Origin of the sequence: Pseudarthrobacter sp. NamE5, from assembly GCF_005796225.1 — a bacterium.
GTDB lineage: Bacteria > Actinomycetota > Actinomycetes > Actinomycetales > Micrococcaceae > Arthrobacter.
In genome coordinates this window covers 42,008-65,407 of the sequence record NZ_VAHO01000004.1, presented here as the reverse complement: position 1 = coordinate 65,407, position 23,400 = coordinate 42,008, and the positions used below count along the sequence as shown (strand labels likewise).

General features: G+C 58.9%; 18 protein-coding genes. 16 read left to right on the top strand and 2 right to left on the bottom strand.

Annotated elements, in window-relative coordinates:
• Window positions 1–141 precede the first annotated feature (141 nt).
• From glf to FDW84_RS06930, 5 genes are all read left to right on the top strand, one after another.
• A complete protein-coding gene (gene glf, locus FDW84_RS06950; protein ID WP_138607904.1) occupies window positions 142–1,329 on the top strand; it encodes a UDP-galactopyranose mutase in 1,188 nt (395 codons plus the stop codon).
• Entirely contained in the window at window positions 1,326–3,323 is a 1,998-nt protein-coding gene (locus tag FDW84_RS06945) for a glycosyltransferase (protein ID WP_138607902.1), read from the top strand. The genes glf and FDW84_RS06945 overlap by 4 nt, the downstream gene beginning before the upstream one ends.
• Window positions 3,323–4,189 (top strand): ABC transporter permease, encoded by an 867-nt coding sequence (locus FDW84_RS06940; RefSeq protein WP_138607900.1) that lies wholly within the window; start codon window positions 3,323–3,325, stop codon window positions 4,187–4,189. The genes FDW84_RS06945 and FDW84_RS06940 overlap by 1 nt, the downstream gene beginning before the upstream one ends.
• 75 nt (window positions 4,190–4,264) lie before the next feature.
• The gene (locus FDW84_RS06935) at window positions 4,265–4,942 is read left to right on the top strand and encodes an ABC transporter ATP-binding protein (protein ID WP_138608219.1); all 678 of its coding nucleotides are present in this window, start codon (window positions 4,265–4,267) and stop codon (window positions 4,940–4,942) included.
• An 89-nt stretch (window positions 4,943–5,031) separates the two neighbouring features.
• Window positions 5,032–6,102 carry an ABC transporter substrate-binding protein gene (locus FDW84_RS06930; protein WP_138607898.1) on the top strand — a complete coding sequence of 357 codons (1,071 nt, stop codon included), beginning with the start codon at window positions 5,032–5,034 and terminating at the stop codon, window positions 6,100–6,102.
• Window positions 6,103–6,192: 90 nt separating this feature from the next.
• Here FDW84_RS06930 and FDW84_RS06925 read toward each other — a convergent pair whose 3' ends face one another.
• Window positions 6,193–8,235 (bottom strand): DUF6541 family protein, encoded by a 2,043-nt coding sequence (locus FDW84_RS06925; protein ID WP_138607896.1) that lies wholly within the window; start codon window positions 8,233–8,235, stop codon window positions 6,193–6,195.
• Window positions 8,236–8,349: 114 nt separating this feature from the next.
• Between FDW84_RS06925 and FDW84_RS06920 the strand changes: the two genes are divergently transcribed.
• The 3 genes from FDW84_RS06920 to FDW84_RS06910 are packed head-to-tail and all read left to right on the top strand — an operon-like array spanning window position 8,350 to window position 10,435.
• Window positions 8,350–9,129: a glycosyltransferase family 2 protein gene (locus FDW84_RS06920; RefSeq protein ID WP_240721417.1), complete on the top strand. Its 780-nt coding sequence runs from the start codon at window positions 8,350–8,352 to the stop codon at window positions 9,127–9,129.
• On the top strand, window positions 9,126–9,542 hold the full coding sequence (locus FDW84_RS06915) for a DUF2304 domain-containing protein (RefSeq protein WP_138607894.1): 417 nt from the start codon (window positions 9,126–9,128) through the stop codon (window positions 9,540–9,542). The genes FDW84_RS06920 and FDW84_RS06915 overlap by 4 nt, the downstream gene beginning before the upstream one ends.
• A complete protein-coding gene (locus FDW84_RS06910) occupies window positions 9,539–10,435 on the top strand; it encodes a glycosyltransferase family 2 protein (RefSeq protein ID WP_138607892.1) in 897 nt (298 codons plus the stop codon). The genes FDW84_RS06915 and FDW84_RS06910 overlap by 4 nt, the downstream gene beginning before the upstream one ends.
• 176 nt (window positions 10,436–10,611) lie before the next feature.
• Here FDW84_RS06910 and FDW84_RS06905 read toward each other — a convergent pair whose 3' ends face one another.
• A complete protein-coding gene (locus FDW84_RS06905; protein ID WP_171046696.1) occupies window positions 10,612–12,636 on the bottom strand; it encodes a GH25 family lysozyme in 2,025 nt (674 codons plus the stop codon).
• Between the two features lie 543 nt (window positions 12,637–13,179).
• Here FDW84_RS06905 and FDW84_RS06900 point away from each other — a divergent pair.
• From FDW84_RS06900 to FDW84_RS06865, 8 genes are all read left to right on the top strand, one after another.
• Entirely contained in the window at window positions 13,180–14,172 is a 993-nt protein-coding gene (locus FDW84_RS06900) for a glycosyltransferase family 2 protein (protein ID WP_138607888.1), read from the top strand.
• 84 nt (window positions 14,173–14,256) lie between these two features.
• Window positions 14,257–15,618 carry an oligosaccharide flippase family protein gene (locus FDW84_RS06895; RefSeq protein WP_205754735.1) on the top strand — a complete coding sequence of 454 codons (1,362 nt, stop codon included), beginning with the start codon at window positions 14,257–14,259 and terminating at the stop codon, window positions 15,616–15,618.
• A 196-nt stretch (window positions 15,619–15,814) separates the two neighbouring features.
• Window positions 15,815–17,485: a glycosyltransferase family 39 protein gene (locus FDW84_RS06890; RefSeq protein ID WP_205754734.1), complete on the top strand. Its 1,671-nt coding sequence runs from the start codon at window positions 15,815–15,817 to the stop codon at window positions 17,483–17,485.
• A 345-nt stretch (window positions 17,486–17,830) separates the two neighbouring features.
• Window positions 17,831–19,936 (top strand): acyltransferase family protein, encoded by a 2,106-nt coding sequence (locus tag FDW84_RS06885; protein ID WP_171046694.1) that lies wholly within the window; start codon window positions 17,831–17,833, stop codon window positions 19,934–19,936.
• Between the two features lie 154 nt (window positions 19,937–20,090).
• Window positions 20,091–21,314 (top strand): TadA family conjugal transfer-associated ATPase, encoded by a 1,224-nt coding sequence (locus FDW84_RS06880; RefSeq protein ID WP_138607880.1) that lies wholly within the window; start codon window positions 20,091–20,093, stop codon window positions 21,312–21,314.
• Entirely contained in the window at window positions 21,311–22,168 is an 858-nt protein-coding gene (locus FDW84_RS06875; RefSeq protein WP_371419141.1) for a type II secretion system F family protein, read from the top strand. Before FDW84_RS06880 ends, FDW84_RS06875 begins: the two co-directional genes overlap by 4 nt.
• On the top strand, window positions 22,165–23,106 hold the full coding sequence (locus tag FDW84_RS06870) for a type II secretion system F family protein (protein ID WP_138607878.1): 942 nt from the start codon (window positions 22,165–22,167) through the stop codon (window positions 23,104–23,106). Before FDW84_RS06875 ends, FDW84_RS06870 begins: the two co-directional genes overlap by 4 nt.
• Before the next feature lie 72 nt (window positions 23,107–23,178).
• Window positions 23,179–23,400 (top strand): hypothetical protein, encoded by a 222-nt coding sequence (locus tag FDW84_RS06865; RefSeq protein WP_138607876.1) that lies wholly within the window; start codon window positions 23,179–23,181, stop codon window positions 23,398–23,400.

The following is a 23,400-nucleotide window of genomic DNA, read 5'->3' as shown; positions in this document are numbered from 1 at the left end:
CCAGAGATGTTCCGCTCCGGTCAGGCCCGTGTCCCATATGTGGACAAAGCCGGATTCGACGGGCCCTGCAGTGCCTCGGGTAGGCTAGAACAGCAGACAATGCGCATCATTGGGCTGCCCGCATTCAAACCAGGAGATTTTGTGACCGCTGACCTCGTCATCGTAGGGTCCGGCTTTTTTGGCCTGACAATCGCAGAACAGGCTGCCACTGAGCTCGGCCTGAAGGTCGTCGTCCTCGACCGCCGCCACCATATCGGCGGGAACGCCTACAGCGAGAAGGAAGAGCAGACCGGGATCGAGGTGCACCGCTACGGCGCCCACCTGTTCCACACGTCCAATGAGCGTGTGTGGGAGTACGTAAACCGGTTTACCACCTTCACCAACTACGTCCACAAGGTGTACGGCGTACACAAGGGCGAGGTCTACTCCTTGCCGATCAACCTGGCAACGATCAACCAGTTCTTCCGTGCCAACATGACGCCCGGACAGGCGCGCGAGCTCATCCAGGAGCAGGCCGGAGAGTTGGCGGGCACCGATCCGCAAAACCTTAATGACAAGGGCATCCAGCTCATCGGCCGCCCCCTGTACGAGGCGTTCATCAAGCACTACACCGGCAAGCAGTGGCAGACGGATCCCAAGGACCTGCCGGCCGGCATCATCTCCCGGCTCCCGGTCCGGTACAACTATGACAACCGGTACTTCAACGACAAGTACGAGGGCCTGCCAACCAACGGGTACACGGCCTGGATCGAAAAGATGGCTGAGCACCCGAACATCGAAGTGCGCCTAAACACGGACTTCTTTGACGAGTCGCATGAGTACAGCAGGAACAAGGTTGTCGGAAACATCCCCGTGATCTACACGGGGCCGGTTGACCGTTACTTCGACTACGCCGAGGGCGACCTCTCGTGGCGCACCATTGACTTCGAGGAGGAGGTCCTGGACGTTGGCGACTTCCAGGGCACGTCCGTTGTGAACTACAACGACGACGACGTCCCCTACACCCGCGTTATCGAACCGCGCCACTTCCACCCGGAGCGGGACTACCAGACGGAGAAGACCGTCATCATGCGTGAGTTCTCGCGCTTTGCCGAGAAGGGTGACGAGCCCTACTACCCGATCAACACTTTGGCGGACCGGGAGCGGCTCCTCAAGTACCGTGACCTCGCAGCCGCGGAGAAGGACGTCCTCTTCGGTGGGCGTCTCGGGACGTACAAGTACCTGGACATGCACATGGCCATCGGTTCTGCACTGAGCATGTTCGACAACAAGATCCGTCCGCACTTCGAAAGTGGCGAAGTGCTGGTAAGTGGAGGCGTAGACGCATGAGTGCCTCCGCCGGCTGCGAACTGCAGAGGGTCATATTCCCTCCGCAGGGCGAGTTCGACGCCATGGAACTCTACGTGGATGCTGGAAGCGCCTTGGGGCTGCATCTAGTCGAAGATGACAGTCTCTACCGGAACCCTAAACTGCCCGAAAACAAGATGCACATGGTGGGTTCCAGCCCTGTCGAAGCCCACCATGAGGACTTCCTTTCGCGCACGTCGATGATGGTGCGGCCGGGACAGCACGTTTCGTTCGCAACCTACTTCAACGCGTTTCCCGCCAGCTATTGGCGCCGGTGGACAACCGTCAGTTCGGTCCAGCTGAAGGTCATGGCAGAAGGCACAGGCAGCCTCATCGTTTTCCGGTCCAACGCCCGCGGCGTGCCGCAGCGCCTGGAGTCCATCCGGGTGGACGGTCGGCAGGACATAGAGCTGGAACTGCCGCTGGACATGTTCGGCGACGGGGGATGGTACTGGTTTGAGATGGTTGCAGGCCAGTCGGAGCTGCATCTGCTGGGCGCATCCTGGCATACTCGGGACTCCGCCGTGACTGCACCGGGTGAGGTGGCGACCATCCAGATCACCACGATGAACAAGCCGGATTTCTGCATTGCCAACGCCAAGATCCTGGCGGCGAACCCCTACGCCCTCGCAAGCGTCAAGGAAATCCTGATTGTGGACCAGGGAACCAACCGGGTCCAGGAGCACCCTGATTTTGAGGAGGTGCGGGCGCTTCTCGGGGACAGGCTCCGGGTTGTGGAGCAGGACAACCTGGGCGGCTCCGGTGGTTTTTCCCGGGGCATGGCCGAGGGAGTCAACAACGGCAGCGAATTCGTACTGCTGCTCGATGACGACGTTGTGGTCGAGCCGGACAGCATCGAGAGGATCATCTCTTTCGCCCGGTTCAGTCGGAAACCGACAATAGTCGGGGGCCATATGTTTGACCTGTACAGCCGCACTACGCTCCACACCTTTGGTGAAGTTGTGGACCCCTACAGGTTGGCCTGGGTCAGCCCGGATACGGATGTCGAATACCGGCACGACTTCCGGCAGCGCAATCTTCGGCAGACGCCCTGGATGCACAGGCGGGTGGACGTCGATTTCAATGGCTGGTGGATGTGCCTTATTCCGACAGCGATCATCCGTGAAATCGGACTGTCCCTTCCGGTCTTCATCAAATGGGACGATGCCGAGTACTCACTGCGGGCCAAGGAAGCAGGCTTTGCTACTGTGTCATTGCCGGGCGCCGCTCTTTGGCACGTGTCCTGGATCGACAAGGATGACTCACTGGGATGGCAGGCGTATTTCCACGAGCGTAACCGGCTGATTGCCGCGTTGATTCATAGCCCGTTTCCCAAGGGCGGGCGCGTGCTGCGTGAATCATTCCAGAACAACGTCAAACACCTGATCTCCATGCAGTATTTTGCGCAGGAAGCACGGATCATGGCGCTTCGCGATGTGCTGCGCGGACCGGACGAACTCCACAATGAATTGCGGTTGAAGCTCGGGGAGGTCAACAAACTTCGCGCGCAGCACCCCGAGGCCCAGATCCGTACTGATGTGGACGACTTCCCTGCGGTCGGCCTTACGCGTGGTGGCCGGGGCGGCGCGGCGCCGGGCATGCCGGCCAAGAAGGACCTGGCGAAGTGGGCAGCAAAGACGGTCCTTCGCCAAGTATTCAGAAGGCCGGATCCGCAGTCCCTGGAACGTCCGCAGGCCCACCTTGCGCATCGGGAGAATAAGTGGTGGACCCTTTCCCGGTACGACAGTGTTCTGGTTTCAAATGCTGAAGGCACCGGAATTTCGTGGCATAGGCGAAATCCTGACCTTTTGAAAAACAAGATGATGGAAGCGTCGCAATTACAGGCCCAGTTGTTCCGGCAATGGGAAAGTCTGTCGGCGGAGTACCGCAGGGCGCTGCCCGACATAACCTCCATAGAGACCTGGCGGTCGACGTTCAGTTCTCCTGTTAAGGCTTCCCCGAAGGAACACAATTAATGGCTCAATATGGGGAGCTGATTAAGCCGGGCAGTGGGCGGGGCCTGCTGGACGTTTATGCGAACCGGTTCTTACTCAAGCTGCTTGTGCGCAAGGAAATCAAGATCCGCTATCGTGGCTCCGCCTTGGGACTGTTGTGGTCCTATGTGAAGCCGCTCATGCAGTTTCTTATCTACTTTGTTGCCCTAGGAATCTTCCTGAATCTTCAACATGGCACCCCCAACTACGCCATTTACCTTTTCTCCGGAATAGTCTTCGTCAACTTCTTCACGGAGGCCCTTGGTAACGCTACCCGCTCTATAGTCGACAACAGGGACCTTATTCGTAAGATTTACCTTCCACGGGAACTTTTCCCCGTTGCAACAGTGTGGGTTTCGGCTGCCCACTTCCTTCCTCAGGCTGCAGTCCTTGTCGGCGCCTGCCTGGTCGCGGGGTGGGTGCCCTCGGTCTTGCAGCTCTTAGCTGTTCTGGCGGCCTTTGTTATGGTGTCGATTTTGGCGACGGGGCTGGGCCTGTTGTTCGGTGCTGCCAATGTCTACTTCCGGGACTCAGAAAATCTCGTTGACATGATCCTCATGATCGTCACGTGGGCATCGCCAGTCCTTTACGTCTGGACAATGGTAGAGCGCGTGATGGGGCCTTGGTATTGGGTCTACCAGCTGAACCCTTTGACAGTTGGTGTCGAGATATTCCACTGGGCCTTCTGGTATCCAACTCTTGATCCTGATCAGTTGCCGCTGGTAGCACTGCCACCCGATCTGGTTAAGCTTTGGTTGCCCCTTGCATTCTCTATCTCACTTGTTGTCCTCTTCGTTGGTCAACTTGTGTTTCGTAAGCTCGCCATCCACTTTGCTCAGGAGCTCTAATTGGTCGCCATTGATGACAGGGCAATCAGTTGCGTCGGAGTCCGTAAGCAATTTGTCCTGAGGCATACCCGCTCGATGAAGGAAGCGCTGGTTTGGCTGATCCGTGGCCGAAAAGGTGACCTATCCAAGAAGTTTGACGCCCTCAAAGACGTCTCCCTAGATGTTCAGCATGGTGAAACTGTCGCCCTGCTGGGCTTGAACGGGTCGGGTAAGTCAACTCTCCTGAAACTTATTTCGGGGGTACTCCAACCCGACAGCGGTACAGTCCTCACGCGGGGACGGGTGGCCGGCCTCATAGAAGTTGGTGCCGGCTTTCACCACGACCTCAGCGGGCGCGACAATGTCTATCTGAATGGCGCCATCCTCGGTATGACCGAAGCAGAGATCGACGACAAGTTTGAATCGATCGTAAATTTCTCTGAAATTGGCGAGTTCATTGATACCGAGGTGAAGTTCTATTCATCGGGCATGTACCTGCGGCTTGCCTTCTCCATTGCGGTGCACACTGATCCGGAAGTTTTCCTGATCGACGAAATCCTTGCCGTTGGAGACGAGCCGTTCCAGCGCAAATGCATCGCCAAGATCAAGGAGCTGGCCGCGAGGGGCAAGACACTTTTTGTCGTCAGCCACGACCTTGACCTGGTTTCGACGATATGTGAGCGCGGGGTGCTCCTTCAGCACGGACACGTGGTCATGGATGGTGACGTTCACGAGGTCGTGGCAGAACTGCGGAAGCGCTCGAACGTTCTGTGAGCCGCCGTCTGCAGCCTGTGCAGGTACAAGAACATAACCAGGACCAGCGGAGAATCACTGCTGCTCAAGTGGGAGCAGGAACGGAGAACATGAACATGCAGGACAACGAGAGCGGCAGTGGCAAGAGTCTATTGCGGCGCCGTTCCTTCCTCTGGGCAACCCTGGCTTCGCCGCTATTGCTCACTGGCTGTCTGGGCCCACAGGATTCCACCGCTGGTCCGGTGGAATCGGCTGTTTTTCCTGTTACCGTCAAGCACGCGTTTGGCTCCACCACTGTCGACGGACCGCCAAAGCGAATCGCTACACTCGGTTACGCCAGCCAGGACGTATGCATTGCACTTGGAGTAGTTCCCGTAGGGGTGCCGCAGTACGAGCAGCGGGGCTTTGGCGTCAGCCTGTGGTTCAACAAGGCCGTAATGGCCATGAACGCGGTCATGCCGACCCAGTACCGTGAGGGGGAAGAACCGCCCTATGAGCTGCTGGAAGGCTTGGAGCCGGACCTTATTCTTGCCGTTAATTCCGGCATCACACGCGGGCAGTACAACAAGCTGCGGGAGATTGCCCCTGTGGTCGCTTACCCAAGTGCTCCTTTCGCTACGCCTTGGCGTAAGACGACCACCATGGTCGGCGAAGCCCTGGGCAAGCCCTTGGCCGCACAACAGCTGATTGAAGAGGTAGAAGAGGGAATCAACAAGGCCCGGTCCAGCTATGACGAGCTGAACGGTGCGACATTCATCTATATGGGAGTCAGCCTTGCCCCCGGAGCGGACTTCGAAATTTACGGGGAGGACTCCAACCCCTGCGCCATCCTGCAGGATTTTGGTGCCGTCCCGTCACCGGCCATTACTAAGGTGATGCAGGAGGGCCGGCCGAAACGGGTGGGCACAGGCACGGAACCGGTGCTGTGGGAAGCCCGCCGGGCCGGGGAGCTTGAGGCGGACATCCATGTTGCAGCCATAGGTTTTTCAAAGGAGCTGGTCAAGAAGGACGGCATTCTGAACGGACTTCCTGGCGCAGACCGGATACAGCCCGTCCTTCTGTCCGCGACGGACGATGGCCTGGCTCTGGTGGAAGCGTCTCCCCTGAGCGTGAAGTGGGCTACACTGACGGTTCTGCCAGAGCTGGCGCGGGCAGCTTATGAGTCGCGCAGCGGCAGTTAGCTTCACCACCCTGGGGTACGAGCCACTTCCTTGTGTGCTGCCATGGTGAGTCCCCCCGCAGGCCGCGGGGGATCACCATGGCAGGGCGGGTCAGCCGCAGGCGGTCATGCGGACGAGCCGTGCATTTCCTGACTCCGCTAGAACTTCTGTGCCGTGCGCTGTACCGGCTATCACATCGGCAAGGCCGGGAAAGGGATCTTCGGTAGGGATCACTGTTTTGCTGCCAAAGTCCAAGGCCCAGTAGGCGTTCATTTCCCTGATGACAGGACAAACGTCTTTGTTGTAGACCGCCTCGTCCCAGTGATCAAGCAACAGTTGCTCATTGTCGCTGCGCTCCCCGAATATGTGCGGGGCAACCGGCTGGCGGTCCGCCAGTGCGTATACAAGCGAGCCTCCCGTCAAAGGGTTTGCGAGCACAACGCCATCTTCCGGAACCAGGGTTTTTGCCTGCTTAAGTATCTTCATCTCGTCCTCATCCACGAGGTCGGAGCTCTCGGTGATGCTGAAAATGGAGGAGATCCTGCCCTGAATCTGGGCCAGCGTTCCACCCTGCGCTAGGAGGGCCAGCAGGAGAATACTTACCCAGACCACGGCGCCCATCATTCCCGCGGGATCCACTGCGAGTGACCTACTCCATAAGGTGGCCCCCTCTGAGCTCTTTCTGCGGGCCTTGGTGAACTTCGCCACGCGCTCCAGCAGAGCTCTAATGCGCCAAATTGCCCATTCGGCGCCGAATACGGCGATAGGAAGGGTGACGACAGGAAGAAGAGCCGCAAGACGGAAACTGTCGTTGTACCAAACCCCGGTAAGCAAAGTCCGGAAAGTTCCCGGAGGCCAGCTGGATACGACCATGTACAGCAGCGCCGCAACAAGGAACATGCCCAGCATCCACCATGTGCGGGCCAGCGTCCGGGCAATAACATACAGCCCGATGACAGTGAGGATGGCCATCATCCATGCCGTGGTGGTGCCCATGGGTGCACTGCCCAGGATCTCGCCGATGGCTCGGGCATTGGACTGGAACGGGAGCCAGGGAGCTGCGCCGAGCCCCGGCCGTAGAACCAGCCAGGCCGCAACCACGCCCGCTCCATAAAGTGCGCAAATGGCTGCCCACCAGACGACAGGCCGTGCAGCCGACCCGCCAGCACGCCAGGCAAGGAAAACTTCAAGGAGGCGGCCCAGGAATACCGGAACCAGGAAACCGAGGAGAGCCACCATCGCGCTGGGGTGCGTCAGGACCATGCCTGGCAGCACAGCGCAAAAGGCCAGGACGGGCGGTACAAACGACGACGGCGCCCCCTTGGACATGCGCAGGGCTTCCACAGCCAGCCCCAAGGCTACCGGAAGCAGCGCAATGGCAGCGTTGTTGGGGTACAGGACGCCGTACCCGACGAGCAGATAGGGGAAGGCGCTGAAGCCCGCCGAAAGTGCCGCGGCCGCCAGTAACGCCACCGGCCTGTTCCCTGCAAGCCTGCTGACCAGGAACATGGCACCCAGAGGCCATACAACTGCTCCTATGACGATTGTGCCCACGTTGACGGCAGTGGGGACAGAGCTGCCTGTCAGCATTTGCAGCAGGGCCATCATGTCGTGCATGCCCGCCGGGTAGAAGTAGCTGGATTCGGCGGTGAGATTTCCCAGCGTCAGCGATGAGCCGTTGTGCGTCTGCGCAATATGGTGGACGGCATTGAGGTGGTACACATTATCGAATGTTTGTGAAAAGTTGTCGGGACCGCCGAAACCGGTGATGAAGCGTGCCCCGATCAGCACGGCTGCCAGGACAGCGCCGAGAGGTACCGCAAGTTTGGCTGTCCAAGGCCCTGGATCCGCAGGAAGCGGCCCGTTGGAGGCCAGGTGCCCAATATGCTTTCCCTTTTTCCGCCATAGACGTGCGGCCGCGAATGTCAGAAGGGCCAAGACGCCGCTGATGCTGAAGTACACCAATGGCGTATAGGGAAGGTGCAGGAAAGGGACTACGACGGCGGCACATGCTGCTACAGAGGTGGACACCGGGACCGCCAGGGCCACCAGGTTCAGTCGTCGTACCCCGGCCGCTGCAAGGATGGACAGTCCCGGCAAGAAGTAGATCAATGCCGCCGACGCGAACGTCGGAATAGTCTGCCACCATGTCATGCGCTACGGCTCCTCAAAAGTAAACGTCAACCTTCCAATTATGCAGGCCCTGTGGCGGGCGCAGGTTCCGAAGCGCGCCTGATGGGCATTTCTCCCTTGCTATAGTTACAAATCATGAGTAACAAGACGCGGTCCGGCACGCTCATCATCATGCCTGCCTGGAACGAGGCCGAAGCCATCGGCAATACTGTGCGGGAGGTTCGCCGCGTCGTCCCGCAGCACGACATCCTGGTTGTTGATGATGGCTCTCATGACGATACTGCAGCCATCGCGGAGGAGGCAGGGGCAGCAGTTCTTCGCCTGCCCTTTAACCTCGGTGTCGGTGGAGCTATGCGGACTGGCTTCAAGTACGCGATAAGGCATGGTTACACCTCTGCTATCCAGGTCGACTCCGATGGGCAGCATGATCCGCACGACATCGACAGGGTATTGGCAGGGCTTCGGACCGCGGACATATCAATAGGCGCCCGCTTTGCCGGCCGAGGCCAATATGACGCCAAAGGACCGCGCCGCTGGGCGATGACTGTGCTGGCCAAGGTGATCTCGAAGGTGGCGCGCACCCAGCTGACCGACGTGACGTCCGGTTTCCGGGCTGCGAATGAGCGGGCCCTTCACCAGTACATCGATCACTTTCCGGTGGAGTACTTGGGCGACACCATAGATTCCCTTGTAGTTGCAATTAAGTCGGGCTGCAAAGTGGTGCAGGTGCCTGTCGAGATGAAAGTCCGGCAGGCCGGCACTCCGAGCCATAGCCCCTACAAGGCCATGATTTATCTCGCACGCTCCGGCCTCGTCCTGTGCTTTGCATTGGCGAGACGGCGGCCGCGCGTTCAGATTGACAAAGCTACACCCCGGCCGGGCGACATAGCCGGAGAAGGAAGTGTACCCGCGTGAGTGTTGCCTTTTCCCTGGTCACGTCCATCGGAATGGTCTTGGCCGTCCTGCTGATGCTCCGCGTTGGCAAGCTCCGCGAAAAATACGCTGTGCTTTGGCTGGTGGTAGGCGGACTGACCATCGTTTTGGGAATCTTTCCGAACCTGCTTGATTTCGCTGCCTCCGCCGTTGGCGTTCGAGTTCCTTCCAACCTCCTGTTTGCGCTGTCGATCGTGCTGTTGGTGGGTGTGGGGCTCCACGTCTCCCGCGAACTCACCATCTTGGAGGATGAGACCCGCATCCTGGCAGAGGAAGTTGCCATCCTGCGCTCGTCCGTCGCCCGACTGAGCTTGGGCGAATCAGCGCGGGACCACGGGCACGTCGCCACTGAGACTGTTGACCAGACGAGCAATTCAAGAGAAGAGCGAAATTGACTATTGATGTAATGCTGCCCTACTACGGCGACGTAGCAATGATGAAGGCTGCTGTAGATTCGGTCCTTAACCAAGAGGACAAGGACTTTGTCCTGACGATCGTGGACGATGGCTACCCGGACGCTGATCTCCCGGCATACTTTCAGCAACTGGTGGATTCCGATGAGCGTGTTCGCTACTTTCGGAATGAGACCAACCTCGGCGCTAACGGCAATTACAAGAAATGCCTGAGCCTAGTGCAGCACGACGTCGTCGTGGTGATGGGGGCAGACGACATTATGCTGCCTAACTACGTCGGCACCGTCCGGAAGGCTTTCCAGAACCCGGACATCAAGATTGTTCAGCCTGGTGTTGAGGTCATTGATGAGGACGGCAATGTTTACCTGCCGCTGGGTGACAAAGTGAAGGCGGGCCTTCGACGGCTGGCCGTTGGGGGCTCTTCCGAAGCTGTCATCGCTGGCGAACCAATCGCCGAGAGCCTAATTACCGGTGATTGGCTGTACTTCCCGTCGGTAGCATGGCGGTCCGACGCAATCCTGAAACACGATTTTCGGGAACAGTACAATGTGGTACAAGATATCGCGCTGGCGATGGACATAATTATGGACGGTGGCAAGATGCTTGTCACGGACACAATTTGCTTTCAGTACCGCCGGCACCGCGAATCGGATTCCTCGGTCCGGGCCTTGGACGGGCGCCGCTTTGCCGAAGAACGCGCGTTTTTTGATGAGTGTGCCCGTGACTTCGCGGCGCTTGGATGGACGAAAGCGGCCCGCGCCGCACGCCTGCACCTCACTTCGCGCCTCAACGCCGTGACACTGACGCCCAAGGTTGTCAGCAAGCGCATGTGGCCCGGGCTTGGCAAGCTGGTCATGCACGCTGTTCGTCCCTAGCGTTACTCCCTCAATCTTCCATCGGGACACGTCCTGTCCCCAGTGGTCGTTCCAGCCAGGCTCCATCAGGGTTGGAACGACCACTGTTTGTTTTAAGGGCATCAAAGGACGGAGGCTTTCGCCGCTACAGCCGGCGAAAGCCCCCGTCCTTCAAATGCCGTGAAGCCTTCGCCGGTTCAGCGCCGCGTTACGCCAGTGGTGGGAGTCCACGTGAGCGTTCCCCGTTGGAAAGTCTGGGTACATTCGTTGCCAGCACTGCAGGTTTCCCGGCCCGTCGGATAACCCAGCGGCCCATTCTCCCAACCGCTTTGTGCCCAGTGCGCTGAAATTGCACCCTTGGTCGGCTGGGCTCCTGTTGCAGGCGACCAATGTATCTGGCCGCCCTGGAAGGATTGGTAGCAACCGTTATCCCTAAGCCCGCAGGTTTCCGGCCCGGTGGGGAATCCCAGTACGCCGTTCTCATACCCGCTCCCTGCCCACTCGTTGCGGATCGCGCCGTTTCGGGTCGGCTGGGCACCGGTTCCCGCGGACCAATGAATTTGCCCGTGTTGGAAGGACTGGTAGCAGCCGCTGTCCTTCAAACCGCAGATTTCGGAGCTGAGCGGATACCCCAGCACGCCATTTTCAGACTTAAGAGCCAGCCAGAGGCTACGGATAGCGCCGCCGCGTGTCGCGTATGCTCCTGTTGCGTTGCTCCAGTGGACCTGGCCGTTTTGGAAGGCCTGACTGCATCCACCGTCTTTGAGCCCACACGATTCTGAACCGGTAGGATATCCGAGAACGCCGGATTCGTATCCGCCTGCAGCCCAAGTGCTGCGTATTGCTCCGTTCCGCGTGGGATGGGCGCCCGTTTTGGGTGACCAGTGTATTTGTCCATGTTGGTAGGACTGGTAGCAGCCATTGTCGCGCAGCCCGCATATCTCATTCCCGGTGGGGTAGCCAAGCGCACCATTTTCGAAATTGCCTGCTGCCCAGGCCTCCCTGATGGCGCCATGGCGTGATAGTTGCGCGCCTGTCTTGAACGACCACAGGATGGCGCCGCCCTGGAACATCTGGTAACAGCCCCCGTCCCTAAGCCCGCATTGTTCCCCGCTCGTTGGGTATCCCAGCAGACTGTTCTCGGCTCCCATTTGACGGTACAGGGAACGGATGGCTCCGGCTCGTGACGTATGGGCACCGGTTGCTGGAGACCATAGTATTTCCCCGTTGCGGAAGCCTTGGTAGCACCCGTTGTCTCTGATTCCGCAGACAGTACTGTAGAGGGGGGCACCCAGCGGCATAGCTTCTGCCAAAGTTGATACGGCATGTTCTCCTGCGCTTAGCGGGCGCCCGTAAGCGAAAGCCTTCAGCTGACTGTACGTGCCGTTCCAGACATTTGAGTCGCCCACGTACGGGCCCTCCGGTGAATACTGCCAGATGCTGTACGCGCTCCAGCCGTTTGGAAGAGTGCCAGGCGAAGTCGCATAGCTTGCCAAGTGCAGCGGATGGTCTGAAAACCCCCCGTTGTTTGCAGTACAGGTCTTCCACCAGTCGGTGGTGGTGTAAATGGCCGGCTTACGCCCGGTAAGTGCCACCATGGTGTTTGAGAAGTCCCTGATCCAAGTGACCATCTGCGTTGCAGACATGTTGTAACAAGTATTACCCAAGGCCTGGTAAGGGTTGTACTCGATGTCGAGAAGCGGCGGAAGGGTAATCCCGTCGGCTGACCAGCCTCCGCCGCGCGAAACGAAGTAGCGTGCTTGGTCGGCTCCGGACGAGGTGCTTGGCGTTGCAAAGTGGTATGCGCCGCGAATCATGCCCGCGCTACGTGATCCGTTGTACTGGTTGTGATACTCGGGGTTGGTGTATGTCGTTCCCTCAGTAGCTTTCACATAGGCGAAACGCGCGCCTTGGTTGAACTGTCCGTCCCAATCAATTCCGGGCTGCCAGCTGCTGACGTCCACTCCTTGAATGCCGGGTGGCTTCCAGGTGTTGTAGGCCTCGGCCGAAATCGTCCTGCGATCAGCTACCGAGGCGTCTTCAGCATCGCTTGAGACCGCCCTAAGTCCGGCTCCCATGTAGGCCCCGCCTTGGCCCATCTCAACTGCGAGCGCGGCGGCGTCAGCGGAAGACAGCGGCATGACGCCCCAACGGGCGGGATTGGGATTGGCCTCGGGGCTTTCCGGTGCAGGCGTGGCTGGAGCAGTTGCCGAAGCTTCCACTTCCGCTGCTCCTGTAGGAACGGCTTCCGTTGGGAGCGCGGAACCCTCACTGGTCCCATGATGGGGAACTGTTCGGGAGGTTTCAGGTGACGCGGTGGCGGCGGGCGATGGCAACACAGAGCCCGTCGCGGACGGGACGGCTAGCAGGCTTCCCAGGACTCCAACAACGGCTGCGGTGCATGCGGCCATTAGCACTGGCATCACCCGTGCGCGTTGGCCCCTTTCCGGCTGCAAGCTTTTATTTTTGCGCTTGGGCTTATTCATATATAACTCCGGAACGAGCTCCTGCCGGCAACCGTATGAGACCTGGGTTGCCGTCAGGAAAAGGACAGGGCAGTGGCGGTTACGTTGACATCGTCAACGCCCCCCTTGAAGCTGATCTAAGATAGCACTCTTGGTGCTGCTGTTACTAGGGTTGCAGATGTGGTTGCTGGCCTGGGGAGTCCGCCTGCGACCGGTAGAGTAGACCTGCTGCCGCAGGCACCTGGCAGGACCGTCTACCCTTCGCAGGTAGCGATCCGTGAGCACAACGTAAGGACTTCCATGACCATCAGGACCAGCCTCGTGATGCCTGTCTACAATGGCCGATCCACGGTCGAACGGGCCGTTAGAAGCGTGCTGGCCCAGACCCGGGACGACTGGGAACTTCTGGTCGTCGATGACTGCTCCAGCGACAATAGCCCCGAAATTGTGGAAAGCCTTGCGGTGGGAGAACGGCACGGCAGGATTCGCCTTATCCGTCAGGAACGGAATGGTGGGCCCAGCGCAGCCCGCAACGCAGGTGTCGCAGCGGCCAGGGGTGAGTTCCTTGCTTTTCTGGACTGCGATGACGAACTGCTACCCAATTATCTCGCCACTATGGAAGAGCACATGGCAGAGGATGTGGACGTCGTAGTGGCAGCCCATGTGGCACAAACCCCGGCAGGCCGCCGGTATCCGCGGCCGGATTCCGCCCAGGGTCTGTTGACCGGGCTGGAAACAGTGGATTTTGCCCTGCAAGGCAAGCTATGGAACTTTCTTCACGCCAAGACTTATCGGCGCTCCCTCTTCGAAAACTTCTCGTTTCCTGATCACCTCGTCCGCTACGAGGACCTTGTTGTGAACGCCATAGCCTACTCGTACAGCCGCCGTGTACGCATTGTGTCAACGCCGGTGTACGTCTATCACGTCCAAGCCCAGTCGCTAACGTGGAGTCAGGAGCCGACGATGGAATTCGTAAACGGACCGCTGAACTCAGTGCGTTGTGGTCTGAACCCCGCGTTGATCAGCCAGGTGAAGACTCGATCATGGAACACGCTGCGTACATTCCTTGGGGTGCTTACTGTCTCGGGCGGGCTATTTGCGGGCAGTCCCAAGGACAGCGTGGACAGGATCATCCGGTACGTCCGTGAGGATCTTTCCATTCGTGATGTGGCCGACGCAACTCTTGCGGCGCCCCACTTGGGACTATCCGCCATGCTCATAAAGGTTTTTCCGGTTCTTTACGCCAAGCTCTACATGTGGCACGTCCGCCGGACCTTCGACATGGGCAAATAAATGGCAGCCGAGTCGCAGTTGGCGGGAGAGACACACCCAACGGCAATACCAACGCACCACCGACTCCTGTATCTCATTGCCGCCGTGGCGCAGGGCATTGGCGCAGTCGTGGTCCAGCCGTTCGCGATCCGGCTGCTTGACCCCCAGCAGTGGGGGCAGGTAAGTTTTTCCCTTTCCTTTATCTCAATCGGTTTGATAGCTATTTCGGCCGGGCTCCCCATGGTTTTGAGTACGATGTATTTCGACCCTGACCGTGGGCCGGATAAAGCGCGCTCCCTCAACGGTTTCGGCGTGGGCCTCAGCATTGTTGGCGCTGGCCTGGCAGCCTCCATTTTCGCTCTCGTGACGATTTTCAACGGCACAATCGATAGCGTCGTACCCTACCTGATTTCAGTCGGCATAATCGGTTTCCACGGAATCACTCAAATGTCTCTCGCCTACTTGCGCTCGCAGCACAAGGCACTGGCATTTGTTGTTATCACCGTGATCGCCACCGTTCTCGGACACGTGGCCGGCCTATTAGCGATCATCTACATAGCTCCAACTGCCACCATATACATGGGCAGCTTTGCCCTATGCGTCGTGGCGGCTTCCTTGGCAGGGGTGCTCACAAGCAGGCCCGGTGCCCCGATGAAGTACCGGGAATCGCTTCGGAATGCTGTGCGGGCCTCCCTGCCTGTCCTGCCGCACAGCATCGCTCTCGTGCTGATGCTACAAGGTGAATCGGTCCTGATAACGATGCTGCGCGGAGAGGAACTCGTCGGACGGTACAACGCTGTTATGCCATTGGCCCTGGGACCCCTTGCCGTCATCATGGCTCTGTCCAACGTGTGGCAGACAACCATCTTTTCTCACCGGGGCGTCGATAACACCGGTCAAGTTGCAAAAGTTCAGCGGGAAGCGGTCTTCATCGGCTTTATGCTCACTCTGGGTGGCAGTGGAGTAGCGGTGTTGGCCACCCATGTGCTGGTCAATGATCCCGAACCCGTCCTGCTCCTTCTCGCCCGAACCCTTCCGCTTCTTGGTTACGGGTACGTCGTCTTCCTGATTTCGACCTCGCAATTGTTTGCTATCGGGAAAACGCGGCTCATGGCTGTGGTAACACCTTGCGTCGCCGCTGTCGGTCTGGGGCTTGCTTTTTTTCCAGCCGGCAGCGGGAATTTGTTGCTCCTGGGCGTGATCAAGGTAACTTCATATCTTCTTCTCGGCGTTGCCTACGTTTTCGTAGTCCGCCGCTATGACCCGAAACTGGTGAATATGAAGCTGATGCTGAAAGGTATGGCTGCTGCTGTCGCCGTTACAGTTCTGATGCTGATGATGCCTGACTCTATCGGCTGGGGTATCGGCAGCGCTCTTGCAACCTGCGTCCTGGGACTTGCAGGGGGAGGCATCTATGTGAGAAGGCTGCACCGCCCTGCAGCCAAGAATGGCGCGGCAATCAGATAGAATCGGCAAGCGGCGCTAGTACTTAATGTTTAACACGAAGCTGCCATCCGGGGTCTTACGGGCGTAAGTATGGCCTGCTTAATTTGGTTAGCTGCACCCCGCCGGTCCGCCGGCAACAAGTGCGCCTGTCAGCCAATCCCAGCAGTTGCTGAATTGCGCTTGCTGCCGTCACGGTCTGGGCGCGTGGTGAAGGAGTTTGAGTGATACAGAACTTCGTGACAAAACGACACGTCGGACACTCTGGAAGGGCGAGCAGGATGCTGGTGTGGAACATTCGCGACTTCCTGGCTTCCCGTCCGGGTCATTGGAGCTTATACAGGGTGGTTGCGTTCTGAGCACGTCACGCCCAGGCAGTTCCAGCGTAACCGCGGCGCGAGATGCAGGGCGTACCGGATTCTCAAAGTGGTCATGGGCCGTTGGCCTGACGACTTTGTTCTACTCCGGCATGGCCATGTGGCGCCCTAGTTTTTGGACAGATGAAGCGGCGACCATCAGTGCAGTCCGACGGACAATCACTGACCTGTATGCTCTGCTTGCGAACATTGATGCAGTCCACGGTGCCTACTACACACTGATGCTTGGCTGGACCGGATTGTTTGGTTTCTCGGAAGTTTCCCTGCGCCTTCCTAGCCTCATAGCAGTCAGTTGTGCTGCAGTGCTGTTTTTCGAACTTGGCAGGAAAGTCGTTGGGACATCGTACGGCCTCGTGGCAACGGCATTGCTGATCCTCCTGCCGCGCACGCAATACGTTGCCACAGATGCGCGCTCCTATGCGCTGACTCTTCTTGGTGCCGTCGCTGCAACATATTTGCTGGTGTCGATCCGGGAACGCCCCGCTGCCGCGAAATGGTGCGGATACGCCCTCGTTGGATTTTTTACAGTCAGTCTGTCGTTCTATTGCGTGCTGCTCGTTTTTGCGCACGCACTCACAGTTGTTCTAGATTCACGACTTCGGCAGGAATGGCGACGCTTGCTTGCAAGTTCTGCAGGTTGGGTCGCGCCCGCGCTCTTCATTGGTGGTATCGCCAGTCAGCAGCAGTTCCAAATTTCCTGGATCCGCGAAGTCGGGCCAGCGTTCCCTTATGAATTTTTTTTCTTACAGTTTTTTGCCGATGGCTATTTCATTCTGGGCGGTGATATTATCCCCACGCCCACACCGGGTGAAAATTGGTCTATGACGGCACTCGCGGTAGTGCTTTGGATAGCCGCTTTCGTCAGTGCAATTGCCATCCGCCGACACTTTCTTCTGCGTCTTGCCATCCCATGGCTGCTTTTGCCTCCCGCGGTGGTGATAGGGGGATCTCTATTAACCGGTGGCGATTACTATCTGCCGAGGTATCTAACGTTTGTGCTGCCATCTATGGCGCTTCTCGCGGCGGCGCCAGTGTTGGCACTTTCAGGCCCTTCAAACCTCCGGGCACCCTATCGCCGGCCGCTCATCTGCGTCGCAGTGGCAGCAGTGTTCCTAGTTTGCATGCCCTCTTATCTGGGTCAGCGAACCCAGTTCGGGCGCGATCCGCAGGACGACTTCCGTTTTGTTGCCCGCGCAGTGGAAGAGCTTGGCAGGCCCGGGGACTCCTTCGTCATTGATTATTCCAACGACCTCATGTTCCAGGCCTATCCTGCCTCCTTTTCAAACCTGGCCGATCCCACTCTTGGGATTACCGCAGTACAGTGGAAGCGCATTTTCAACCAGCGTTTTGACGTTGCGTCCTCGGCGGAACGAATACGGAAGTATCCTGTAGTAATACTTATTGAAAAAACGAATGAGTCGAAATTGTCTGTGGCTCTGCAGGAACTGGGCTATTCCCCGCGAGAAAGTCATAGGGGGCCATCAACAACGGTGACGAAGTTCATCCACGAGTGACTTACGTACGTATGGTGGGCCCGGCCGGTCCGGCGTCTCTCACAACTGATAGCAGCAGCCGCTGGCCTGCCCGATTTCGCTGCCTTGAAACCCTTCGCTATAGTTAGCAAAGCCGGTTGCCCGGAGGCGGGAAATTGTACCCCCAGGTAGCAAGCCGCCTTCGATAATGTCTGCAGAGGGCTCCTGAGCAATCTTGTCACGGCCAGGCCACATCACACTCATGTAAGTCGACGGTGTTCAAACGTGTCGGCATGAGTCTCGGGGGACGAAATGAATGGTCAAAACAAGACGCTTGTGGCTCCGGCCAGACATATGGCGCCCCTCAGGGTGCACAAGAAAGCCGGAATGCGGAAGGACATTCAAGGACTCCGGGCGATTGCCGTCGGCGTTGTGGTTCTTGACCATCTACTGAAGTGGCCATCAGGTGGTTACATTGGCGTAGACATTTTCTTCGTCATTTCGGGGTTTCTGATCACCGGAATCCTTATTCGTGAACACGAGCGTACCGGCCGGCTGTCATTTGTAGATTTCTACCGGCGCCGCCTGCGCAGGATCATGCCAGTCGCAGTGTTGGTTCTCGTTGCAGCTACGGCAGCCGTTTCCCTGATTCAGGGTATTGGTCGCGCCAAAGCGATACTTGTGGATTCTACGTATTCGCTACTGTTCGCCGCCAACTGGCACTTCGCTGCTGCCGGCACCGACTATATGCAGGCGCACGGTCCAGTGTCACCCGTGCAGCATTATTGGTCCCTTGCGGTAGAAGAACAGTTCTATATCCTCTGGCCAGTGCTCGTGGTGCTTGTCCTAGGCGTGGCAGTGAAACGCTTTGGATGGCACAAACGACGCGGCATGCAGGTCCTGCGCGCCAGCATGGTCGGACTTACGGTGGCCTCCTTCATTTATGCCTGCTGGCAATCATCGGCGGAGCCCACGTGGGCCTACTTTTCGACATTCTCCCGCGCATGGGAGCTAGGGGTCGGCGCCCTTTTGGCTGTGTTTGCCGTCCGCTTATCGGAGATTCCAGAAGCTGTACGAGCAGGATTGGCATGGCTTGGCGTGGCTGGCGTAGCAGTGGCCCTTTTCGCACTCAATCCGCAATCGGTATTTCCCGCTCCCTGGGGAGCACTGCCGGTGGTCGCCACCGCGCTAGTGATCGCCGCAGGTACGGGGGGCTCCGGTAGTCACACTCCGCAGCTGCTTTCCGCGTGGCCGATGCAATACGTTGGGAAAATCTCCTATTCACTGTACCTCTGGCACTTTCCAACAATTATTATTTCTCAATCCATTTTTCCTCAGCCACAACGCACGCTGGTCGTCTTGGTTCAGTTGGTTGTCATGGTGACGCTTTCCGTGGCGTCTTTCCATCTGGTGGAAGACCCAATCAGAAAATCCCGGTGGCTTGAAGACGGATCTCCCCGGAAAACCGTCGGCGGGGCAGCCCCGAAGTCACGTTCCCTGGGATGGCCCAAGATCGTCCTGGTGGGTGTAGGCCCAGCGGTGGTAGCGCTGGTTGTTTCGACAGTGGTCGCCGGCGTATCTGCGCGCTTGGAAGCGGATATACAAACTGCTCCCCTGGACGTCGATCCGGCCGCCCGGGCAAGCCAAATCAAGAGCAGTCTGGGCTACGAGGAATGGCCAACCCTGGCTCCTGCTGTGGACAATCTAGGCCCGGATGCTTGGGTCCCGGAATGGGTATTGGATAGATGCCATGATGTTTGGGAAGAGGACGTAGCGCGCTGCAGTTACGGTGATCCCGAAGCTTCAAAAACTGCGGTGCTTGTGGGAGACTCAATCGCCATAAGCTACATGCCCGGTATTCGAGCAGCTCTTGAAGGTGACGGGTGGAAAATCACGTCACTTACACTTCAGCAGTGCCCGGCCGTAGACGTGCCCGTTCTCAAGGACCGAAGCAGCGGCGGCGGCGAGTATATAGAGTGCGAGCGGCACCATGCCTGGGTCAAGGACTACGTCAGCAAAGCAAACCCTGATGTGCTCATAATGAGCAGCGTTCAGGAAACAACCCAACGGCTTGCCAATCAAGCCACTGGTGATGATGCCATTAACGACTGGGCGAGTGCCACCGCAAGAACGATTACCCAGTACGCCTCAGTAGCAAAGAAGGTAGTTCTACTTGGACCTCCACCAGGCGGAACGAACCTCCAGCTGTGCGCTACTGCCCTCAGCACACCCAAAGACTGTATAACCACCAGGTCAATTGAATACGACAAGACGCAGGCTGCCGTCTTCGCCGCTGTACCGGACGACTTACCAAACGTATCGGTGATAGATACCTCGTCTTGGTTCTGTGGCGACGATAACAGGTGTCCTTCTTTCGTCAACAACACCATCATGTTCGCCGACGGTGGTCACCTCACTGGTGCTTATTCGAAAAAGCTCGGGCCGATATTGCGTTCAGTCCTCGTCGAACAGCAAGAAGAGCAACCACAGTAGGTGCGGCGGCGTTCTGGACTCGGGTACTGGGAGGCAAGGAAGCAGGCCTTGTCCACAGGGCCTCATTGGGGGTTCACACTGACCTTCACGTTCTTTAGGCTGTACCCAATTGCACTGCCTCCGCCGGGGCGGCAGTCATCTGGGGGAAGCACTTATGGACGCGCTGGAAATTGTCGAGGACGAGGTCCGCGAGCTGATCCGTCGTCGGGGGCTCGATCCGCTGCACGAGGCGGGAGAAGTGCGCCGGCTTGTCGAGGCAGCCGTGACGGACTACGACGAAAGGGCTCTCCTGGGGCCGCTTCCTCCAATAGGCCCGTTGGACGCAGCGCGAAGGTTCCTCTTTGACGCTGTTGCCGGCTTCGGGGTGCTCCAACCACTGCTTGACGATCCATCCATCGAGGAGATCTGGCTAAACGCCCCCAACGAGATCTTCGTGGCACGCAACGGTGAATCGGAACTCACATCCCACAGCCTGACCGGACAGCAGGTCCGGGACCTGGTCGAGCGGATGCTCAAGAGCTCCGGCCGCAGACTGGACATGTCCTCCCCTTTTGTGGATGCCGCCCTCCCTGACGGCTCAAGGCTCCATGTGGTCATCCCGGACGTGACCCGGAAGCACTGGGCAGTCAACATCAGGAAGTTCGTAGTGAAGGCCACTCGGCTGGAGCACCTCGTTGAGCTCGGGACACTGACCCCGCAGTCGGCCCGGTTCCTTGGGGCCGCCGTCTCAAGTGGCCTGAACATCCTGGTCTCCGGGGCTACTCAAGCTGGCAAGACCACAATGCTCAACTGCCTGGCAGCCAGCATCGGAAGCCGGGAACGTGTGATCACCGTCGAGGAGATCTTCGAGCTCCAGTTTCCGTTGCGGGATGTGGTGGGCCTTCAATGCCGCCAGCCGAACCTCGAGGGTGAGGGGGAGATTCCCCTGCGCCGGCTTGTTAAGGAGGCGCTCCGGATGAGGCCCGACCGTCTGGTGGTGGGAGAGGTCCGTGAAGCGGAGAGCCTGGATATGCTCATCGCCCTGAATAGCGGCCTTCCTGGGATGTGTACCGTACATGCCAACTCAGCCCACGACGCTGTGACCAAGATCTGCACGCTTCCCTTGCTGGCCGGCGAAAACATATCAAGCGCCTTCGTTGTCCCCACGGTCGCATCGTGCATCGATCTGGTGGTTCATTGCAGCCGACGGTCGAGCGGACGCAGGGAAGTAACTGAAATCCTCTCACTGGGCCGCAGGGTGGAAAACGGCATTATCGAATCGTCCCCCGTGTTCGCGATGGTGGACGGTGTCCTGCAGCCCCGGGCGAACTCGATGCCTGCCGCAGAGAAGTTCAGCCGCGCAGGGTACGACGTCGCGGCATTACTGGATCTGCAATGATGTCGGCGTTGCTGGGGGTCACGGCGGGGACAGGCCTGTTCCTGATGTGGTGGTCCTGCTGGGAGTCACCCGAACAAGGGCCGAGGGAACGCCGGGTCAGCCGGCTTGGCGATCTGCTGGCTGCCGCCGGCATTGAAAAAGTGTCGCCGGCCGGGTTACTGAGCACCTGTGTAGGACTAGGGCTTTTCATTGCACTCGTCTTCTACACCCTCAGCCGGTCCTGGCCGATCGCCAGCTGTTTTTCATTGTTCGCGGCATGGCTGCCGATCAGCATCCTGCGCTGGCGTGCAAAGAAAAGAACCGCCCTGCTGCGGCAACTGTGGCCTGACGTCGTCGATCACCTCCGGTCCGCCATTCGGGCAGGCCTGCCGCTGCCGGAGGCCCTCATCCAGTTGGGGGAGAAGGGCCCCGAAGAGTTGCGGCATGCTTTCCGGGAGTTTGGGGCCGACTACCGCGCCGGGGGACAGTTTGACGCTTCGCTCAACAAGCTCAAGCAACGGCTCGCCGATCCCGTCTCAGACCGCATAGTCGAAGCACTGCGCCTCACCAGGGAAGTGGGAGGATCTGACCTGGGGAAGCTCCTCGGCACCTTGGCTGAGTTCCTGCGCGAGAGCTCGCGTACCCGCAGCGAACTGGAAGCCAGGCAGTCCTGGACAGTCAACGCTGCGCGCCTTGCGGTCGCTGCACCCTGGATTGTCATGATCCTGCTGGCCACAAGACCGGAAGCGGTACAGGCATACAACACCCCGGCAGGCGCCGTGGTCCTTCTCGGCGGCCTGGTGGTGTCCCTGTTCTGCTACTCCATCATGCTGAGGATCGGAGCTCTTCCCCAGGACGAGAGGGTGCTCAGGTGAACGCAGTATCGCCTGCCGCAGTTGTCTGCGGGCTGCTCCTGGGCATAGGGCTGTGGCTCGTCGTCTTCCGGTCCCCGTTCCTGAGGGCAACCACGTTCACGCAGCGCATCGAGCCGCAGCTGAAGTCCCAGAACCTTGAGTCAAGGCTGCTGTACTCCGGAGAACAGCATCTGACGCCATTCGGCCCCCTGGCGCGGATATTCCGTCCGGTCTTCAGGGACGGCATGGCGGCGCTTGGGCGCCTCAACCCCTCGCCGGGCGCCACTACGCGGCGGCTGGCACAGGCAGGAATTAACAAATCCTCCATCGACTTTCGCGCAGAGCAGCTCTTGTGGGCAGCTGGCGGCTTTGCACTCGCCCTCTGCTTCACCCTCCTTGCTGCGGCTGCCGGCAGGTTCAATCCGCTGCTCGCTGCAGTGGCAATCCTGGGCAGTGCGGTTGGCGGGTTCATACTGCGCGACTACTGGCTCGGCGTGCAGGTCCGGCGGCGTGAATCGCGGATGATGGCCGAGTTCCCCAGCCTTGCTGAGCTCATGGCGCTCGCGGTCAGCGCAGGGGAAAGCGCCACCGGAGCGCTTGACCGGGTTTGCCGCAGTGCCAAGGGCGAATTGACCAGGGAGTTTTCGACCATCCTTGCCGAAACCAGGGCCGGCAAACCACTGGTCCCGGCCCTGCAGGAGTTTTCGGCGCGAACCGATCTTGCCCCACTGGTCAGGTTCGTGGACGGCATTGTGGTTGCAGTAGAGCGCGGCACACCGCTGGCCGATGTACTCCGTGCTCAAGCCCAGGACGTACGGGACACAGCTAAACGCGATCTGATGGAAGCCGCGGGCAAGAAAGAGATTGCGATGATGGTGCCGCTTGTTTTTGGCGTACTCCCGCTGACCGTGGTGTTTGCGGTTTTTCCCGGAGTTGCTGCCATCAACCTGGGCTTCTAGACGGGCAACATCGTGAGTCCATTTATAAAAAGACAAGGCAGTACAAAAATCCAACCAGGAAAAGGACGCCACATGAAAGTTTTTGGGAACCGGTACGGATCGCTGCTGATGATGCTCGGCACAGCGCTAAGCGCGGGCACGCGGCGCGCGGAGGACCATCATGAGCGGGGGGATGTACCTGGCTGGGTGATGATCACCTTGATGTCCGCTGTCCTGGTGGCGGCGCTGCTTGCCCTTGCCGGGCCGGCGCTGGAAGCAATGTTCAACCAGGCGATGGACACGGTCGGAAGCTAG

Coding starts and splice junctions, on each gene's coding strand:
- FDW84_RS06885 (WP_171046694.1), top strand. CDS start 17,831: ATGCGGAAGGACATTCAAGGACTCCGGGCGATTGCCGTCGGCGTTGTG.
- FDW84_RS06945 (WP_138607902.1), top strand. CDS start 1,326: ATGAGTGCCTCCGCCGGCTGCGAACTGCAGAGGGTCATATTCCCTCCG.
- FDW84_RS06875 (WP_371419141.1), top strand. CDS start 21,311: ATGATGTCGGCGTTGCTGGGGGTCACGGCGGGGACAGGCCTGTTCCTG.
- FDW84_RS06940 (WP_138607900.1), top strand. CDS start 3,323: ATGGCTCAATATGGGGAGCTGATTAAGCCGGGCAGTGGGCGGGGCCTG.
- FDW84_RS06930 (WP_138607898.1), top strand. CDS start 5,032: ATGAACATGCAGGACAACGAGAGCGGCAGTGGCAAGAGTCTATTGCGG.
- FDW84_RS06880 (WP_138607880.1), top strand. CDS start 20,091: ATGGACGCGCTGGAAATTGTCGAGGACGAGGTCCGCGAGCTGATCCGT.
- FDW84_RS06900 (WP_138607888.1), top strand. CDS start 13,180: ATGACCATCAGGACCAGCCTCGTGATGCCTGTCTACAATGGCCGATCC.
- FDW84_RS06925 (WP_138607896.1), bottom strand. CDS start 8,235: ATGACATGGTGGCAGACTATTCCGACGTTCGCGTCGGCGGCATTGATC.
- FDW84_RS06920 (WP_240721417.1), top strand. CDS start 8,350: ATGAGTAACAAGACGCGGTCCGGCACGCTCATCATCATGCCTGCCTGG.
- FDW84_RS06935 (WP_138608219.1), top strand. CDS start 4,265: ATGAAGGAAGCGCTGGTTTGGCTGATCCGTGGCCGAAAAGGTGACCTA.
- FDW84_RS06865 (WP_138607876.1), top strand. CDS start 23,179: ATGAAAGTTTTTGGGAACCGGTACGGATCGCTGCTGATGATGCTCGGC.